This window comes from Ureibacillus chungkukjangi, from assembly GCF_044795995.1.
GTDB lineage: Bacteria > Bacillota > Bacilli > Bacillales_A > Planococcaceae > Ureibacillus > Ureibacillus chungkukjangi.
Genome location: NZ_CP085009.1, coordinates 3,928,948 through 3,943,483, shown reverse-complemented (window position 1 = coordinate 3,943,483; position 14,536 = coordinate 3,928,948). Strand labels below are relative to the sequence as shown.

General features: G+C 33.6%; 14 protein-coding genes. 12 read left to right on the top strand and 2 right to left on the bottom strand.

Annotated elements, in window-relative coordinates:
- The first annotated feature begins 5 nt into the window (after positions 1–5).
- The 5 genes from LG296_RS19460 (at position 6) to rlmH (ending at position 4,176) form a co-directional block, all read left to right on the top strand.
- On the top strand, positions 6–830 hold the full coding sequence (locus LG296_RS19460) for a two-component system regulatory protein YycI (RefSeq protein WP_404427261.1): 825 nt from the start codon (positions 6–8) through the stop codon (positions 828–830).
- 4 nt (positions 831–834) lie between these two features.
- Positions 835–1,623: an MBL fold metallo-hydrolase gene (locus LG296_RS19455; protein ID WP_107932068.1), complete on the top strand. Its 789-nt coding sequence runs from the start codon at positions 835–837 to the stop codon at positions 1,621–1,623.
- A 211-nt stretch (positions 1,624–1,834) separates the two neighbouring features.
- A complete protein-coding gene (locus tag LG296_RS19450; protein ID WP_107932070.1) occupies positions 1,835–3,121 on the top strand; it encodes a S1C family serine protease in 1,287 nt (428 codons plus the stop codon).
- A 178-nt stretch (positions 3,122–3,299) separates the two neighbouring features.
- Positions 3,300–3,464, top strand: a complete 165-nt coding sequence (locus LG296_RS19445) for a CxxH/CxxC protein (RefSeq protein ID WP_107932072.1) — start codon at positions 3,300–3,302, stop codon at positions 3,462–3,464.
- A gap of 232 nt (positions 3,465–3,696) precedes the next feature.
- Positions 3,697–4,176, top strand: a complete 480-nt coding sequence (rlmH, locus tag LG296_RS19440; protein WP_107932074.1) for a 23S rRNA (pseudouridine(1915)-N(3))-methyltransferase RlmH — start codon at positions 3,697–3,699, stop codon at positions 4,174–4,176.
- 114 nt (positions 4,177–4,290) lie between these two features.
- Here the strand turns inward: rlmH and LG296_RS19435 are convergent, their stop codons facing one another.
- Both LG296_RS19435 and LG296_RS19430 read right to left on the bottom strand, forming a co-directional pair.
- Complete coding sequence (locus tag LG296_RS19435; RefSeq protein WP_107932076.1) at positions 4,291–5,073, bottom strand: helix-turn-helix domain-containing protein; 783 nt, start codon at positions 5,071–5,073, stop codon at positions 4,291–4,293.
- Positions 5,058–5,603: a GNAT family N-acetyltransferase gene (locus LG296_RS19430; RefSeq protein ID WP_235867560.1), complete on the bottom strand. Its 546-nt coding sequence runs from the start codon at positions 5,601–5,603 to the stop codon at positions 5,058–5,060. The genes LG296_RS19435 and LG296_RS19430 overlap by 16 nt, the downstream gene beginning before the upstream one ends.
- A gap of 212 nt (positions 5,604–5,815) precedes the next feature.
- Here LG296_RS19430 and LG296_RS19425 point away from each other — a divergent pair, with 212 nt between their 5' ends.
- The 7 genes from LG296_RS19425 to LG296_RS19395 all read left to right on the top strand — a co-directional run bounded on the left by LG296_RS19425 (position 5,816) and on the right by LG296_RS19395 (position 14,533).
- On the top strand, positions 5,816–6,892 hold the full coding sequence (locus LG296_RS19425; RefSeq protein ID WP_107932078.1) for a cyclic GMP-AMP synthase DncV-like nucleotidyltransferase: 1,077 nt from the start codon (positions 5,816–5,818) through the stop codon (positions 6,890–6,892).
- Between the two features lie 2 nt (positions 6,893–6,894).
- A complete protein-coding gene (locus tag LG296_RS19420) occupies positions 6,895–8,589 on the top strand; it encodes a ThiF family adenylyltransferase (RefSeq protein ID WP_107932080.1) in 1,695 nt (564 codons plus the stop codon).
- 1 nt (position 8,590) lies between these two features.
- Complete coding sequence (locus LG296_RS19415) at positions 8,591–9,088, top strand: Mov34/MPN/PAD-1 family protein (protein WP_107932082.1); 498 nt, start codon at positions 8,591–8,593, stop codon at positions 9,086–9,088.
- Positions 9,066–10,013 carry an SAVED domain-containing protein gene (locus LG296_RS19410; protein WP_181417952.1) on the top strand — a complete coding sequence of 316 codons (948 nt, stop codon included), beginning with the start codon at positions 9,066–9,068 and terminating at the stop codon, positions 10,011–10,013. The genes LG296_RS19415 and LG296_RS19410 overlap by 23 nt, the downstream gene beginning before the upstream one ends.
- A gap of 340 nt (positions 10,014–10,353) precedes the next feature.
- On the top strand, positions 10,354–11,553 hold the full coding sequence (locus LG296_RS19405) for a phospholipase D family protein (RefSeq protein ID WP_107932086.1): 1,200 nt from the start codon (positions 10,354–10,356) through the stop codon (positions 11,551–11,553).
- Between the two features lie 170 nt (positions 11,554–11,723).
- Positions 11,724–13,274, top strand: coding sequence for a class I SAM-dependent DNA methyltransferase (locus LG296_RS19400; protein ID WP_107932088.1), 1,551 nt, complete (start codon positions 11,724–11,726; stop codon positions 13,272–13,274).
- Positions 13,271–14,533, top strand: a complete 1,263-nt coding sequence (locus LG296_RS19395; RefSeq protein ID WP_107932090.1) for a restriction endonuclease subunit S — start codon at positions 13,271–13,273, stop codon at positions 14,531–14,533. The genes LG296_RS19400 and LG296_RS19395 overlap by 4 nt, the downstream gene beginning before the upstream one ends.
- Positions 14,534–14,536: the final 3 nt, after the last annotated feature.

The following is a 14,536-nucleotide window of genomic DNA, read 5'->3' as shown; positions in this document are numbered from 1 at the left end:
AATCGTTGTATTTAAACCGTCATACCGAAGCCCAGCTCGTTCAAAGAGGCTCGTCGCTGACACAAAAAACGATTGAAGCTCGGTTAAAGGATGACAATATTACGTACGGGGTTTTACCAACAAATATTGAAAAAGCCGCTTATATTTCTGGGAAAGTTAAGAATTTTGAACAAGAGACGCCTAAACTTGATAATGCAAAAAATATATTGATTGATAAAAACAAGCTGATCGTCACTTTAAAAAATCCAGTCAAAGTCAAAAATATTGATGAGGCAACTTCGTATAATGATTTCTTGAAGGCAAATGTATATGAGGGTGCTTCCTATACTTTATGGAAAATCGATAAGGAAAACAAAAAAGCAACCTTCTTCCAAACCGTGAATACACGGACACTCTACTACATTCTTAATGGTCTTGTAGAGGTAACCTGGAATGACCAAAATGAAATAGTAGAATACGAGCAAACGCTTTTAGAGGATATAGGAGCCTATGAAGAAGAAAAGGTTTTAACAACACCTCTAAGAGCAATTCAAACCATTTATAACAAAGGGCTTCTCTCACCAAATTCAACGATTACTGAGGTGAACCTAGGGTATACAACCTTAGTACAATTTACGCAAACGCAAGTGTTTGTTCCAACATGGGAACTTCAGGTCCAAACAGAAGATGAAGGACAAAAAGAATATTTTGTTAATGCGGTTCAAGGTGGAATACTTGATTTGACGTTAGATGCTTCAAAGGTTGAAGAAGTTGAAGAGGCTGTAGAAGAAGCTATAACAGATGATTATGAAATAAACCTAGATGCTGAAAATGACAAAAGTAGGGAGTAGTAATATGCGATTTAGTGTTTTAGCAAGTGGTAGTACTGGAAATGCAATTTATATAGAAAACGATGAACATGCATTTCTAGTCGATGCCGGCTTAACAGGCAAAAAAATGGAGCAACTGTTTGCTAAAATTGATCGTGATATGAAAAAATTATCAGGAATTTTAGTAACACATGAACATAGTGACCATATCAAGGGAATTGGTGTTTTAGCTCGAAAGTATAATGTCCCAATCTATGCAAATGAAAAAACGTGGCAGGCAATGGACGGTCATATTGGAAAGATAGCATTAGATCAAAAATTTGTTTTCAATATGGAAACGGTCCAATCCTTTGGGTCTTTAAATATCGAATCTTTTGCAGTTTCTCATGATGCAGCAGACCCTATGTTTTACGTGTTTCATGAAAACGGTCGTAAACTCGTACTAATTACGGACACGGGCTATGTCAGCGATCGAATGAAAGGGATTATCCGTGGGGCGGATTCCTTTGTATTTGAAAGTAATCATGATATCGGCATGCTTCAAATGGGGCGTTATCCTTGGTCTATCAAACGACGAATTTTAAGTGATGTTGGACATGTTTCCAATGAGGACGCAGCTGTTGCCATGAGTGAGGTCGTTTTTGAAAAACCAACTCAAATTTACTTATCCCATTTAAGCAAGGATAATAACATGAAGGATTTAGCACGAATGAGCGTAACTCAAACCTTACAATCCTGCGGTATTATTGCCGGAGAATACGTGCAAATTCATGATACAGATGCTGAAGAACCAACTCTACTAGTTACGGTTTAAATTTTATAAAGATAGAAAAAATTTAATTGTTGGCGGCGGCTTGGAAGGGTTAATCTTTCAAGTATATACGCATAAGATAAAAATCACCTCGACTTAATTTAGTTGAGGTGATTTTTTTATCATTTTTAATTTTGTTTTATTTCATTTTCATGTAATTTTAATGTTTGGGTTGTATCATAATGACAAGTACAAAGGGAAAGGATTGAAAAAGATGAGCTACTATAACGATGATGAAAATAAACAACAAGAACAAAATGAATCTGTAAATTCTTACTCACCTCTCCAAGAACGATTGAAACGTGAGCAAGATGAAGAAAATAAAAGACGCTCTAAAAAAAAAAGTGGAGGCAGCAAGGCAGGATACTTTTTAAGTGGACTGTCGGGCGTTATCATTGGGGCATTGCTCATTTGGTTATTAGTACCGTCCATGACAAATCAGCTTCCAAGTCAATCAGCAACAAAAAACAACAATTCTGAATCAACAATTACACAAACAGCTACAGAGGTAACATCAGATATTGTAACTGCAGTTGAATCTGTGTCAGATGCCGTTGTAGGGATAACAAATATCCAAGAAGTAAGTGATTTCTGGAATCAACAAGAAGCAACAGCTGAGGCAGGTAGTGGATCTGGTGTAATCTATAAAGTAGAAAATGAACTTGCCTATATCATTACAAACTACCATGTAATAGAAGGCGCTAAACAGCTTGAGGTTACATTGACAGATGGATCTAAAGAAGAAGCAAAATTGGTTGGTAGCGATATTTGGACAGATTTAGCAGTTATTTCAATCAGCAGCGAAAAGGTTGAAACGGTTGCAAAATTTGGAGATTCTGATGTATTAAAACAGGGAGAATCAGTAATTGCGATTGGGAATCCGCTTGGCTTAGACTTCTATGGCTCAGTAACAACAGGTGTAATCTCAGGTACTGACCGAGCAGTTCCAGTTGATTTAAACGCAGATGGCAACGAAGACTGGGAGGTAGAAGTTCTTCAAACTGATGCTGCCATTAACCCAGGAAACAGCGGTGGAGCATTAATTAACATTGCTGGGGAATTAGTAGGCATTAACTCCATGAAAATTGCTCAAGATACAGTTGAAGGCTTAGGCTTCTCAATTCCTATTAATTCGGTGATTCCAATTATTGAAGAGCTAGAACGAAATGGTGAAGTGAAACGCCCAACGATGGGAATTGGTTTGTTGGATTTAACAGACGTGCCTGCATTTTACCAACAACAAACCTTAAAATTACCTGAGGAAGTGACAACAGGTGTTGTAGTTTCGGAGGTAGTAGAAGGATCAGCAGCAGGTAACGCTGGTGTTCAGCAATATGATGTCATTGTTGAAATGGGCGGACAAAAAGTAGAAAATTCCATTGATCTACGTCAATACCTATACAACGAAACAGATATTGGAGAAACTTTAACAATTAAAGTGTATCGTCAAGGTGAGCTAGTAGAGCTAAATTTAACATTAACTGAAGGAACAACAGTGTAAAGTCTAGATAAAAATAAATGTTTGTGGATAACTTTTAAAAAAATATACACAAAGAGTGGTGGAAGAAAAGCCTTTTCTTTCCTACTCTTTTTTTGTCTGTTACAATGGATTGTGGATAAAGTAGGATGAATTGTGAATAAGTTTGTTGAAATTTCTGAAAAAAAGGAGGGACGTAATTTTGACGAAGTATAGCTGTGAAACCCATATAGATCACGCATTAGACATGTTCGTAGCGGAGACACAAGAGTTCCCAATTATGGATAAACTGTCTGAGGAAAAAAAGTTATCCACAAAATGCTCTTACTGTGAAGAGCTAGCAACATATATTGTATCAAGTAAATAACTTTACACAATATATAGATTGCAATTGTGGATATGTGTATAACTTTTGTGGATAAGGTGTTTGTAAATGAATTGTTAAGGTGGATAAATTGTTTGTATTTAAATTTTCTAACAAAATTGAAAACCAGAAACCCTATAACAGTGACTGTTGAAGCGTTCTCTTAAAAGCCTTTGAATGAGGTTAATTGAGTTGGGAAATTTAAATATGAATGGAATGTAAAGGTGGAAAATCTGTGAATATCACGATCATTTCGGTCGGAAAGTTAAAAGAAAAGTATTTAAAGATGGGCATTGACGAATATGTAAAACGTCTAGGTGGGTATGCCAAGGTTGAATTAGTAGAAGTCCCAGATGAAAAGGCCCCTGAACAATTAAGCGAGGCCGAAATGGAAATCGTCAAACGTAAGGAAGGCGAACGAATACTAGCAAAGGTCAATGACGGCATGCATGTCATTGCCCTGGCAATCGATGGAAAAATGAAATCCTCCGAAGACATGGCAAAGGACCTCGAATCCCTCATGACATACGGCACCAGCAAAGTAGCCTTTATCATCGGCGGCTCACTAGGCCTACATGAAGACGTCCTAAAACGCGCAGATGAAAAACTAAGCTTCGGCAAAATGACCCTCCCCCACCAGCTCATGAAGCTCGTGCTGGTCGAGCAGATTTATCGGAGCTTTAGGATAATTAAGGGTGAACCGTATCACAAATGATGGTAAAGCAGCGAGGTGAATTTGTGATAGAAGGAGATATTTTAAAGAAAATATTATAAGTAAACCCGTAAGAGTAGCCATTGCATTCTTACGGGTTACTTTGTATTAGAAAGTTTAATATGTACTTTCTTCAAGCCTCTTAAGTGCCTTTTCGTATGCTGCCTTTCTTTCTCTTTCTTCCCAATCGAGATTTTGTAAAATTCGCTGCCAATAGATATTTCCTTCATCTGCATAAGATTTTGCAGTTTCTCTCCATAGATATGCTTCCGCTTCTTCAAGAACAATATAATGTCGACTATAGATTTTAAAATGAGGCATTCCATCTTCTTTGATTAGATTATAAATTGTAGAGGAACTTGTACGAAAGTGATTTGCTGCTTCTTTTATGGTTAGGACCGTTCTTCCATAGTAACTTTCTTTGTCTTTTTTAGCATAGTTTTTTATTTCATTTGAAAAATTGGCTAGTTCTTCTCTAATTATTTTTCGTAATATTTCATCAATCATAGTCGGTGTCTCCTTTTTATGAAAATGAGCGATTTCAGATTGAACGCTTTTTACATCCCAGTGATTATCTGGATCAGTCCATCCAAATTTTTTGTAATTCTCAATTGTTTCTTTAATCTCATCTTCATCCAAAATTATTCGAGATTTAACTTTCCTATGGGGCATGGCTCTAGATAGTGTTAATTGCCGTATTATAGAAGAACCAATGCCAGTTAATGAGGATACTTCTTTGATAGTTAAATATTTTTTTGACGAATATTCCTTATTACGAAACAAATCATTTATAGAAGTGGATATTTCATCTTTAATGATACTTCCCAGAAGGTATTCAAATGAAGGATTGTTTAACGGCCCATTCATATAATTGCCTCCGTCCATTAAACGTTTTTCCATTCTAGATTACCAATCCTCAAGTTGTCACTTTTATTTTCAAGTAAAACAACTGTGAAATGGTGTTTTTTGTAGAAGTGAACTAATCTTTCGAGATGGTCACTATCAACTTTGGATATCCAGCCAGTGATGCTATTTATATTTCTCTCTCTTGCAATTTTAATTAATGTGTTTAAAAGAATGCTTCCGTAACCATGACTAGTAAGATGCTCTTCAATCTCAATATCTGCTAGAGAAATATTAGTAAAGTCCTCATTAATAAACGCTTTTAAGACAGGGTCAGGACGTAGAATACCTTTATTAGTTATAATTCTTATTCCAAGAAAAATCATTTTTTCTTCTTCCTTAGGGGTGTCTTTATAAAAATGTCTATATTGAATTAAAGAGTACTTCTCCTTTTCTATCGTTGAAATTATTTCAAATCCTCTACTTTCTAAAATTTCTGTCTGGTACTTTACCTCAAAATCAATATCATTTCTCCGCATTAATGGTGTAATAGTATTTCTATTAAATAATTGATTAAATAAATTCATTCTAAATCCCCCAGTATCCTTAGGAATATACGTTCGCGTTTACTATGTATTAGTATATAATCTATGGTACAATTAAACTACATAAATTTACAAATTATTGAAATATTAGATATTATAATAATGAGGATTAAAACAATATTAGCAACTAAGAAAGTTACCGATTTTTGTAGTACTATAGTGGAAAAGAAAAACTAATTTTTGGGGGTTAACAAATGGCTGATATTCAAAAACAATTTGAAGAATTCCATGATGCAATTAAATTAAAGCGTTTTAAAGAGAATGAAGAATTACGGGAAAAAAGAGATATCATCACCAAAAAAATAAAGAAAGGTGTTAAGACCAAATTTGAAGAAATGGAAAAAGATGTACCAAGTCTAGAATTTATAGACCAAGGAAGTTATGCTGTAGATCTTGGTATTATTCCAGAAGATAAAGACTATGACATAGATGAAGGAGTAATCTTTGATCTCTATAAAGAAGATTATACCGACAGCGTAGAACTTAAAATGATAATTAGAGACATCCTAGAAAACCACACTAATACACCACCTAAGATAAAAAACCCCTGTGTAACAATAACCTATTCATTAGATGATGAACCAGCATATCATGTCGATTTACCAGTGTATATAAAATCAAAGTACGATAACAATTTGTATCTTGCTTGGGGCAAGGAGTTTTCAAACCAAGATAATAAGCATTGGGATCTTGCCGATCCAGAAGGACTAAACGACCATATTAGAAATTCGTTTAAAGATGATGCAAAGAAACAATTTAAGAGAGTTGTTAGATACATGAAAAAGTGGAAGGATATTTGCTTCAACTCTTCAGGAAATTCGCGCCCTCCTAGTATAGGATTAACTATTGCAGCAGTCGATTTATTTTCTTATAAGCAATCATATAACTACTTATCAGGAAAATTTAAAGATGATGATTTGGGGGCTCTAAAAGATCTTGTAAGTAAATTAAAAAATAAATTTATATTAAAGTGGGATCCCGATTTGGAGAAAAGTTTTTATACTATTGAATACAATTTACCTGTACAACCATATAGTAATGTCTTCTCTAAGATGTCGAATAACCAAATGGATTCTTTTTATCAGAAACTAAATGAATTAGAAAATGCATTAACTGAAGCAGAAAGTAAAAGTGACCCACACGAAGCGTGTAAAGTTCTTAGTCCCAAATACTTTGGCGATAAATTCCCAATACCTGAATCAAAAGAGGCAAGATATCAACAAGTTGCTTTATCTAGTGCGCCTTCTTCCAACTCTGCTAAAGGGGATTAATAATGAACATTGACTTTCAAGAATTACTACAAGAAAAAGAATATCTGGACAAGGTAACAGAAGTTGAATCATATAATTATGAACTTCTTTTTGAATTGAGAAATGGTTATCAAATACCATTAACGATAACTTTTAGTCCATTGTTTCCAGCACAATTACCAGTTGTTCATATCAATGAAAAGTATCACAATATACCTGACATCCCACACGTTATGAGTAGTGGACTAGTTTGCTTTTTGGATAAAGAGGGAGTTATTTGGAGTGATATTCCCGAAAGAATACTTGATTTTGTTTTTGATAGAGTTGAACGGGTATTAATTTCAAACTCGCCGCAAATGGAATACCATAGGGAATTTAGTTATTATTTTGGAACCTTAGAAAAGACAGAGCCTGTTTTTTCAGTTTACACTCCTGAAGATGAACCAAAGGAAATTTCTGTTTTGGCAATGGGGGGGAAACCATTTGCCTTTTTAACTGACGATGTGGAGTCTAGATCATTATTAAGTAAGTTATTAAATGCGAACATCAATTCCTACAATCTGGATAAGGCATATTATATTCCATTAGATTATACGTATAAGGGTAAGGTTCCTCAGTTTGACAGATTTTGGAGTAATGGAGAAATAACAAATATTATTAGAGATCATATATCTGACGATACATTATTAAAGATAGCAAAGTTTTCAATGAATAAAAAAAGATACTTTTATTTACTAAGAATTCCATTATTGACGGGTGACCAAGCAATTATTGGATTATGGTACGAAAGGGTAAATCATTCTCTTTCAAAAAAAGTAATTCCGCTTATAGATGACAGTATTGTTGATGATTTTGTTGTGACACCTTTGTTTGTTTTTAGAAATGATGACACCACATTAATAGAAAGAGGCGGTGGGATAAAGAAGCCTCTTAACGTCTTATTAGTAGGCTGTGGATCTGTGGGTAGTGATTTATTATTTATGTTAGCACGCTCTGGAATAAAGCATTTTACCTTGATAGACGATGATAAGATGGAAATCGAAAACTCATATCGACATTTTCTCGGTATGAATAAATCCATTGAGCGTAAACCAAAAGTTAAACTGTTAAAAGAAGAATTTGAAAATAGATACCCTAATGTACAAATTCAAGCAATTGAAAATGAAGTACTAGATACAATTGAAAATGGAGAAATAGAACTAAATGATTTTGATTTGATATTAGTAGCAATAGGCGATCCAAATATAGAAAGAAGTCTAAATAAACTTATTTTAGAGTCATCAACTCCAGCAATTTTCACTTGGGTCGAAGCGTATGGAATAGGTGGACATGCACTTGTAGTTAATAACGGAGAAAAAGGCTGTTATGAATGCTTAATAGATAGTGAATTAAGGTTGTATTCATCTTTTGCTGGTAAGAGTGACGTACCATTTATCAAAAATATGAATGGGTGTGCTGGTTCTTTTACACCATATGGAAGTATTGATTCTATGGAAACAGCATTGCTTGCTTCGAGGTTAGTTTTAAGATTATTAGATAATGATATTAAAGGAAATCCTCTCGTTTCATGGAAGGGATCGTCAAAAGTATTTGAAGAGAGTGGGTTTCTAACTTCTGACCGGTATAATCAGCCAAAGGATATTTTAAATCAGGATGACTATGAATATATTAATAGAAGTTGTAAGGTCTGTTCTAACTTAAAGGACGTGGCTTATTAACATGATCAGTATTGAATGGGGAAATATTGTAATCGAGATTGAAGAGCAAGTCATTAAAGTAATTCAAAATATGCGTCAAGATAGTCCTACTGATAAAGAATCAGGAGGGATGTTAATAGGCTCAATACTAACTGACAGTAATGATTTTGTCATTAGGGACTACACTTTTCCTCAAAAGGAGGACTACCAATCAAGGTATAGGTTTATTCGAAGGGAAAAGAGTCATAACGCTTTATTACAAAAGAAGTGGAAGGAAAGCAACAATACTGTAATGTATCTGGGTGAATGGCATACTCATCCTGAAATGGACCCTCACTATTCACTGCAGGATATTAGAAATTGGAGAAGATTATTAAGAAAATCGAAAACATTTTCTGATTATTTGGTGTTTATTATTGGTGGTATAAGCATTTATAGGGTTTGGATCGGTAGCCGTGAAAATGGAGATATAGAATTAGTATATGAAGGAGCATACAATGAAAGTAATAAATTCAATTAAAGAGTTATTTACACTTATACAAAATGACCCTATCACTTCGATAATAATGCTACTTATATTAATTTTTTCTAGTATTATTCTGTACAAAAAATGGGGCTGGCTACAAATCGCATATAACTGGGTTATTAATCATGTTTTGTGCTTTATGAAAAGAGAATTCATTATGTTAGCCACGTTTACAAAGAAAGAGGCAAATTTTACTAGTGTAAAGAGAGAGTATCAGGAAAAGGGATGTTTATATATAACACATAATTTTCTAAAAAAATTTAAAGTAGATGGAAGCATTAATGATACAGAACTTCAGAAAATACTAAAAAAGAAAAAGTCCAAAATGAAAACAGCAATAAAGCGTAGTAAAAACTCTAACTCGCTAATATATCTAGGGTTTCCCCATGTACCACTTGCTTTTTTAGACGGATATCACTTTAAGAGCACGGACGACGCAATTCTCTACGAATATCAAGGAGAGGACTCTGAGTGCCTTGGAAAAGGATTTTATGAACTGAAAAGAAAGTATAACACTGACATGAAATTAGTTAGTAATTATAATTCACAAATTAGGTATGACAATGAGGTTGCATTAAAAATAGAACAATCGTTTTCAATAATGGATGAGGGGATAAAAAATGTATCTGGAACCTCGCAAGTGATTTCATTGGGTTTAGAAAATCCTAACCGCTGGACTATTACTAATTATGCTCAAATTGAATTATATCAAAATAGGTTTTTAGAATTACTATCAAAATTAAAAGAGAACGGTGTTAATAAGGTTCATTTATTTGCTACTACACCTGTTTCATTAAGTTTTAGTTTAGGTAGAATAGTGGAGCATTATCACCCTGAAATAATAGTATATAACTACAATAACAATGCGTATGACTGGGCAATTAATTTAAGAACAGAAGAGATTATAACATTTGATTAGCAAATATTGACTAAAGGGAGAATAGATAGTAGTGCTATCATTCTTCTTTTTTGTTTAATTAATATAAATGGTAAATAGGGTATAAAATTACAGATTTAAAATGGATACAGTTATAATAGTTTTTTCGAAGGTTTATCGTCCTATAAGGGGGAAATAACCCTTAAATTCACCTAGAATGTGTTTGGATCATATCTCAGTGTTTTTATATATCCAATGTATCTATGACGGTTTAAACCCTTTCCAAATGGTATACCAACCTTTTATCTAATTAGGAAAATTACACCAAATTGAATATAATAGAAGTAGCAAGTTCTAGTGAAACCATTCGGGGGTGACTACCGTGTCAATCAATCTTATTAGCAAAGACTTTGGGGAAAAGTTTTATAGTTTACTCGATTCAACTGAGAAACAAATCAATATTATTTCACCATTCATAGGGCTTAAAACCGCCTTTGGCTTGGCTGAGTGGATAGAAAGTCAAGACAATATTAAGTGCTGCATAATTACCCGCTTCAACAGGGAGGAATTTATAAGAGGTGCAAGTAGTATTGAAGGATTAGAACATCTTGTAAGAGCAGGTGCTGAACTTTATGCATTACAGAATTTACATACAAAATTATATATTTTTGATGATCAGTCAGTGATTATGGGGTCAGCAAATTTTACTTTTAGTGGGTTCTATAAAAATCATGAGTTTGGTCTATATATGGAAAACGAAAGCGACTTCACCAAGCAATGCCAAGATTATTTTGACGGCCTACTTGGTAAACTGAAATCAGATGGAGATTGGAAAATTTCACTTGAAAGAATTTTAAGAGAAAGACACTATGTTAATGAAAGTATTAAAAATCTTAAAGGTAAGAAGGGTTTGAATGAATTCAATATTGCTAAGTGGGGAGCGGTATTAAATGATGTTCCGCAGCCAACACCGCCAAATGGGGATGAAACTGATATCTTAGAAGATGCTATCAGTGATATTACAGTTAATAGTGGAAAAACAGGGATATGGCTTAAGTTTGAGGGAACAAGTCAAGCGAGAATCCGTAATGATGAAGTTTATCTTAAAAGAAAAAGAAGAATTAATGAATATGTTAACCGAACATTTTTCCCAAGGAAACCTACTGGCATCAAGGCTGGTGACACTATTTTCTTAACCGTTGTAAGTAAAGATAAGGATGGAATTGAAGTCCCTATTATTATTGGCTATGCAGAAGCCAAAGGTTTTATCGAAAGCAACAAAATTAATGATACTGATAGTAAGTATCTTAAATGGAATAATAGATTTCCGTATTATATAGAATATACTAACGGAAAGTTTTTAAATGACAGTATTATGTACGGAATTTCTTTGAATGAGTTATATAGGGAATTAAACCATAAGGTCTACCCCGCTACAGTTAATCAACCAAATATAAAAATTGAAAATATAAAGAAAAGACATCATCAAAAATCACATATCCAAATAACTGAATTTGCAAAAGAGTATTTAATTAAAAAACTTAATCTTTTATTTGATAAACACGGGTATGAAGAACTATAAAATATATTTTTTAGCCTCTGAAAGGACAGAAAAGTTATTCTGTTCTTTTTGTTTGTCATTAAAATACTACGAAATATTGGAATTTCTATTTTGCAGAGAGTTGGATTAAAGGTATGATAAAATAGTAGGTATATGGAAATATAAAGAAGTTTAGGTCGGAGGTTTCAAAATTGACTGTAAAAGCAGATATAGAGTTCCAGAAAGACTTATTTGAAGCAGCAAATAAAATGCGGGGTAGTGTTGCACCTGCTGATTATAAACATTATGTATTACCTTTGATATTTCTCAGGTATTTATCGAATAAATATGAACAACGCCGTATGCAATTAGAAATAATGGTAAAAGATCCAAAGAGCGATTGGTTTACAGAGGATACAGAAACACAAATGGTAATAATTGATGACCATGACCAGTATAAGGCTGAGAATGTGTTTGTAGTGCCAGAAGAGGCACAATGGTCTTTTATAATGTCAAATGCTAAACAACCAAATATAAAAGAAATACTAGATAATGCAATGAAACGAATTGAAGAAGAGAACCCTGAACTAGAAGGAATGTTACCAAGAATTTTTCAAGGTTCAAATCTTCCTGCTGAAAATATCGCAGGACTAATTGAAGTTTTCTCCCGTGATGTATTTAGTGCTAGAGCCAATGAGAGTGTGGATGTATTAGGGAGAACTTATGAATATTTTATCGGCTCATTTGCCTCTTCAGAGGGAAATAGAGGAGGAGAATTCTTCACGCCATCAAGTATAGTAAATCTGTTAGTTGCAATGCTTGAACCTATTAGTGGTAAAGTATTTGACCCTGCATGTGGTAGTGGTGGTATGTTCATTCAAAGTGAGGAATATTCACCACGTAAGAAAGCACTTTCCTTTTATGGGCAAGAAAATGTAACAACAACAGTACGTCTTGGAAAAATGAATGTTTTACTTCATGGGATAAATGCTGATATCCAATTGGGGGATTCTTTATTAAACGACCAGTTTCCAGAATTAAAGGCGGATTATGTAATTGCAAATCCCCCATTTAACCAGAAAGATTGGGGTGCAGATAGAATTGCAAAGAATGACCCTAGATTAATTGGTCCAGTAACTAATAGTAATGCCAACTATATGTGGATGCAGCACTTTCTATTTCATTTAAACGATAATGGTACGGCAGGATTTGTTATGGCAAATGGGGCAATGACCACTAATCAGAAAGAAGAAAAGGATGTAAAACAAAAGTTAATTGATGAAGGTATTGTCGATTGTATAGTTCAACTTCCTGATAAGTTATTCTTTACAACAGGAATACCCTGCTGCCTTTTTTTCTTAAGCAAAAATAGGATAGGTGGAAAAGGTTTTAGATCTCGCAAAGATGAAATACTCTTTATCGATGCTCGAAAAATGGGTGCTCTAGTTAGCCGTAAGCAAAAAGCGCTATCTCAAGTAGAAATTAATAGTATTTCCAAAATTTATCATAACTTTAAAAATGAAGGGGAAAGTCCTTATGAAGATATACCGGGATTATGTAAAGTAGTAAAAATTGATGACGTAAAACAAGCAGATTATAAACTAAATCCGGGAATATATGTTGGTACGGAAATTATTGAACAAGAAGAAGTACCATTTGAAGAAAAAATGTTTGAATTAACACAAAAATTGTTAGAGCAATTTCATGAATCTAATAAACTGCAAGAGAAAATCAAGAAGGACTTAGAGGAGATAATCCAATGAGTAAATGGTCAATGGAAAGGTTAGAAGATATTTGTTTAAAGATAACCGATGGGGCACACAATAGCCCTCCAACTGTACAGGATTCAGGATACTTAATGGCATCTGTAAAGGACATGACACAATTTGGATTCAATCTATCAACTTGTAGAAATATTGGAGCAACCGATTATGAAAACTTAATTAAACAAGGGTGTCAGCCAGAAATAAACGATGTTCTAATCGCAAAAGATGGTAATAGTTGTTTGGAAACAGTATTAGTTCAGCGTGAATTTCAACCAATTGTGTTACTATCCTCGGTTGCAATACTTAGACCAGATAAATCAAAAGTTCTTCCTGACTACCTTGCATTATTCTTATCTGAAAAAGAAAATATTAGAAATATGAAGGAGTCATTAGTCTCAGGTTCAGCAATTCCAAGGGTTATTTTAAAAGCGTTTAGAGAGTACAAAATACCCCTTCCTCCAATTGATATACAGGAAAAGATTGTATCTATCATTGGAGCCGTCAATAGAAAAATTGAATTGGCTCTATTAATGAATCAAACTTTAGAAGAAATGGGATATGAACTATATAAACATTATTTTATTAAGTTTGAACCTTTTACTAATCAAAAATTTATTAATACAGAGTTAGGATTGATTCCTGAAAGTTGGAAAGAAGTAGAGATTGGTAAGGCTGTTAAAGTTTTAGGAGGTGGAACACCCAAAACAAGCGTTGAGGAATATTGGGAAAATGGGACAATTAATTGGTTCTCACCCACAGACTTAACATCTCAAAAATCACTCTTTATTACTAAATCTGCGAAAAAGATTACGCAACTTGGTCTTGAGAAAAGTTCAACTAAATTATTTCCCCCCTATAGTGTGATGATGACAAGCCGTGCAACTATTGGTGAAATTTCTATTAATAGGGAAGAATCTTGTACAAACCAAGGATTTATTACTTTAATTCCAAATGATAAGTATTCTATATATCAATTATATTATTGGTTAAAGACAAACATGGACTTAATCTTGTCTATTTCTAATGGGAGTACATTTAAAGAGGTAAGCAAAACAAATTTTAAAAAGTTATTAATATTAGAGGCAGTTGGAATTGAGGAATTTACTGAGAAATGCAAAAATATTTTCGATCAAATTGAGGGTAATCTAATTGAAATTCAATATTTAACTGAGATAAAGGAATATCTCCTTCCTCGTTTACTATCAGGAGAATTAGATTTATTAGAGGTTGAAAAACAATTAGAAGAACTTAAATAATAA

What these genes read in the sequence shown, in the direction of transcription:
- LG296_RS19455 (WP_107932068.1), top strand. Translation starts at nt 835, where the DNA reads ATGCGATTTAGTGTTTTAGCAAGTGGTAGTACTGGAAATGCAATTTAT.
- LG296_RS19450 (WP_107932070.1), top strand. Translation starts at nt 1,835, where the DNA reads ATGAGCTACTATAACGATGATGAAAATAAACAACAAGAACAAAATGAA.
- LG296_RS19435 (WP_107932076.1), bottom strand. Translation starts at nt 5,073, where the DNA reads ATGGAAAAACGTTTAATGGACGGAGGCAATTATATGAATGGGCCGTTA.
- LG296_RS19430 (WP_235867560.1), bottom strand. Translation starts at nt 5,603, where the DNA reads ATGAATTTATTTAATCAATTATTTAATAGAAATACTATTACACCATTA.
- LG296_RS19425 (WP_107932078.1), top strand. Translation starts at nt 5,816, where the DNA reads ATGGCTGATATTCAAAAACAATTTGAAGAATTCCATGATGCAATTAAA.
- LG296_RS19420 (WP_107932080.1), top strand. Translation starts at nt 6,895, where the DNA reads ATGAACATTGACTTTCAAGAATTACTACAAGAAAAAGAATATCTGGAC.
- LG296_RS19415 (WP_107932082.1), top strand. Translation starts at nt 8,591, where the DNA reads ATGATCAGTATTGAATGGGGAAATATTGTAATCGAGATTGAAGAGCAA.
- LG296_RS19410 (WP_181417952.1), top strand. Translation starts at nt 9,066, where the DNA reads ATGAAAGTAATAAATTCAATTAAAGAGTTATTTACACTTATACAAAAT.
- LG296_RS19395 (WP_107932090.1), top strand. Translation starts at nt 13,271, where the DNA reads ATGAGTAAATGGTCAATGGAAAGGTTAGAAGATATTTGTTTAAAGATA.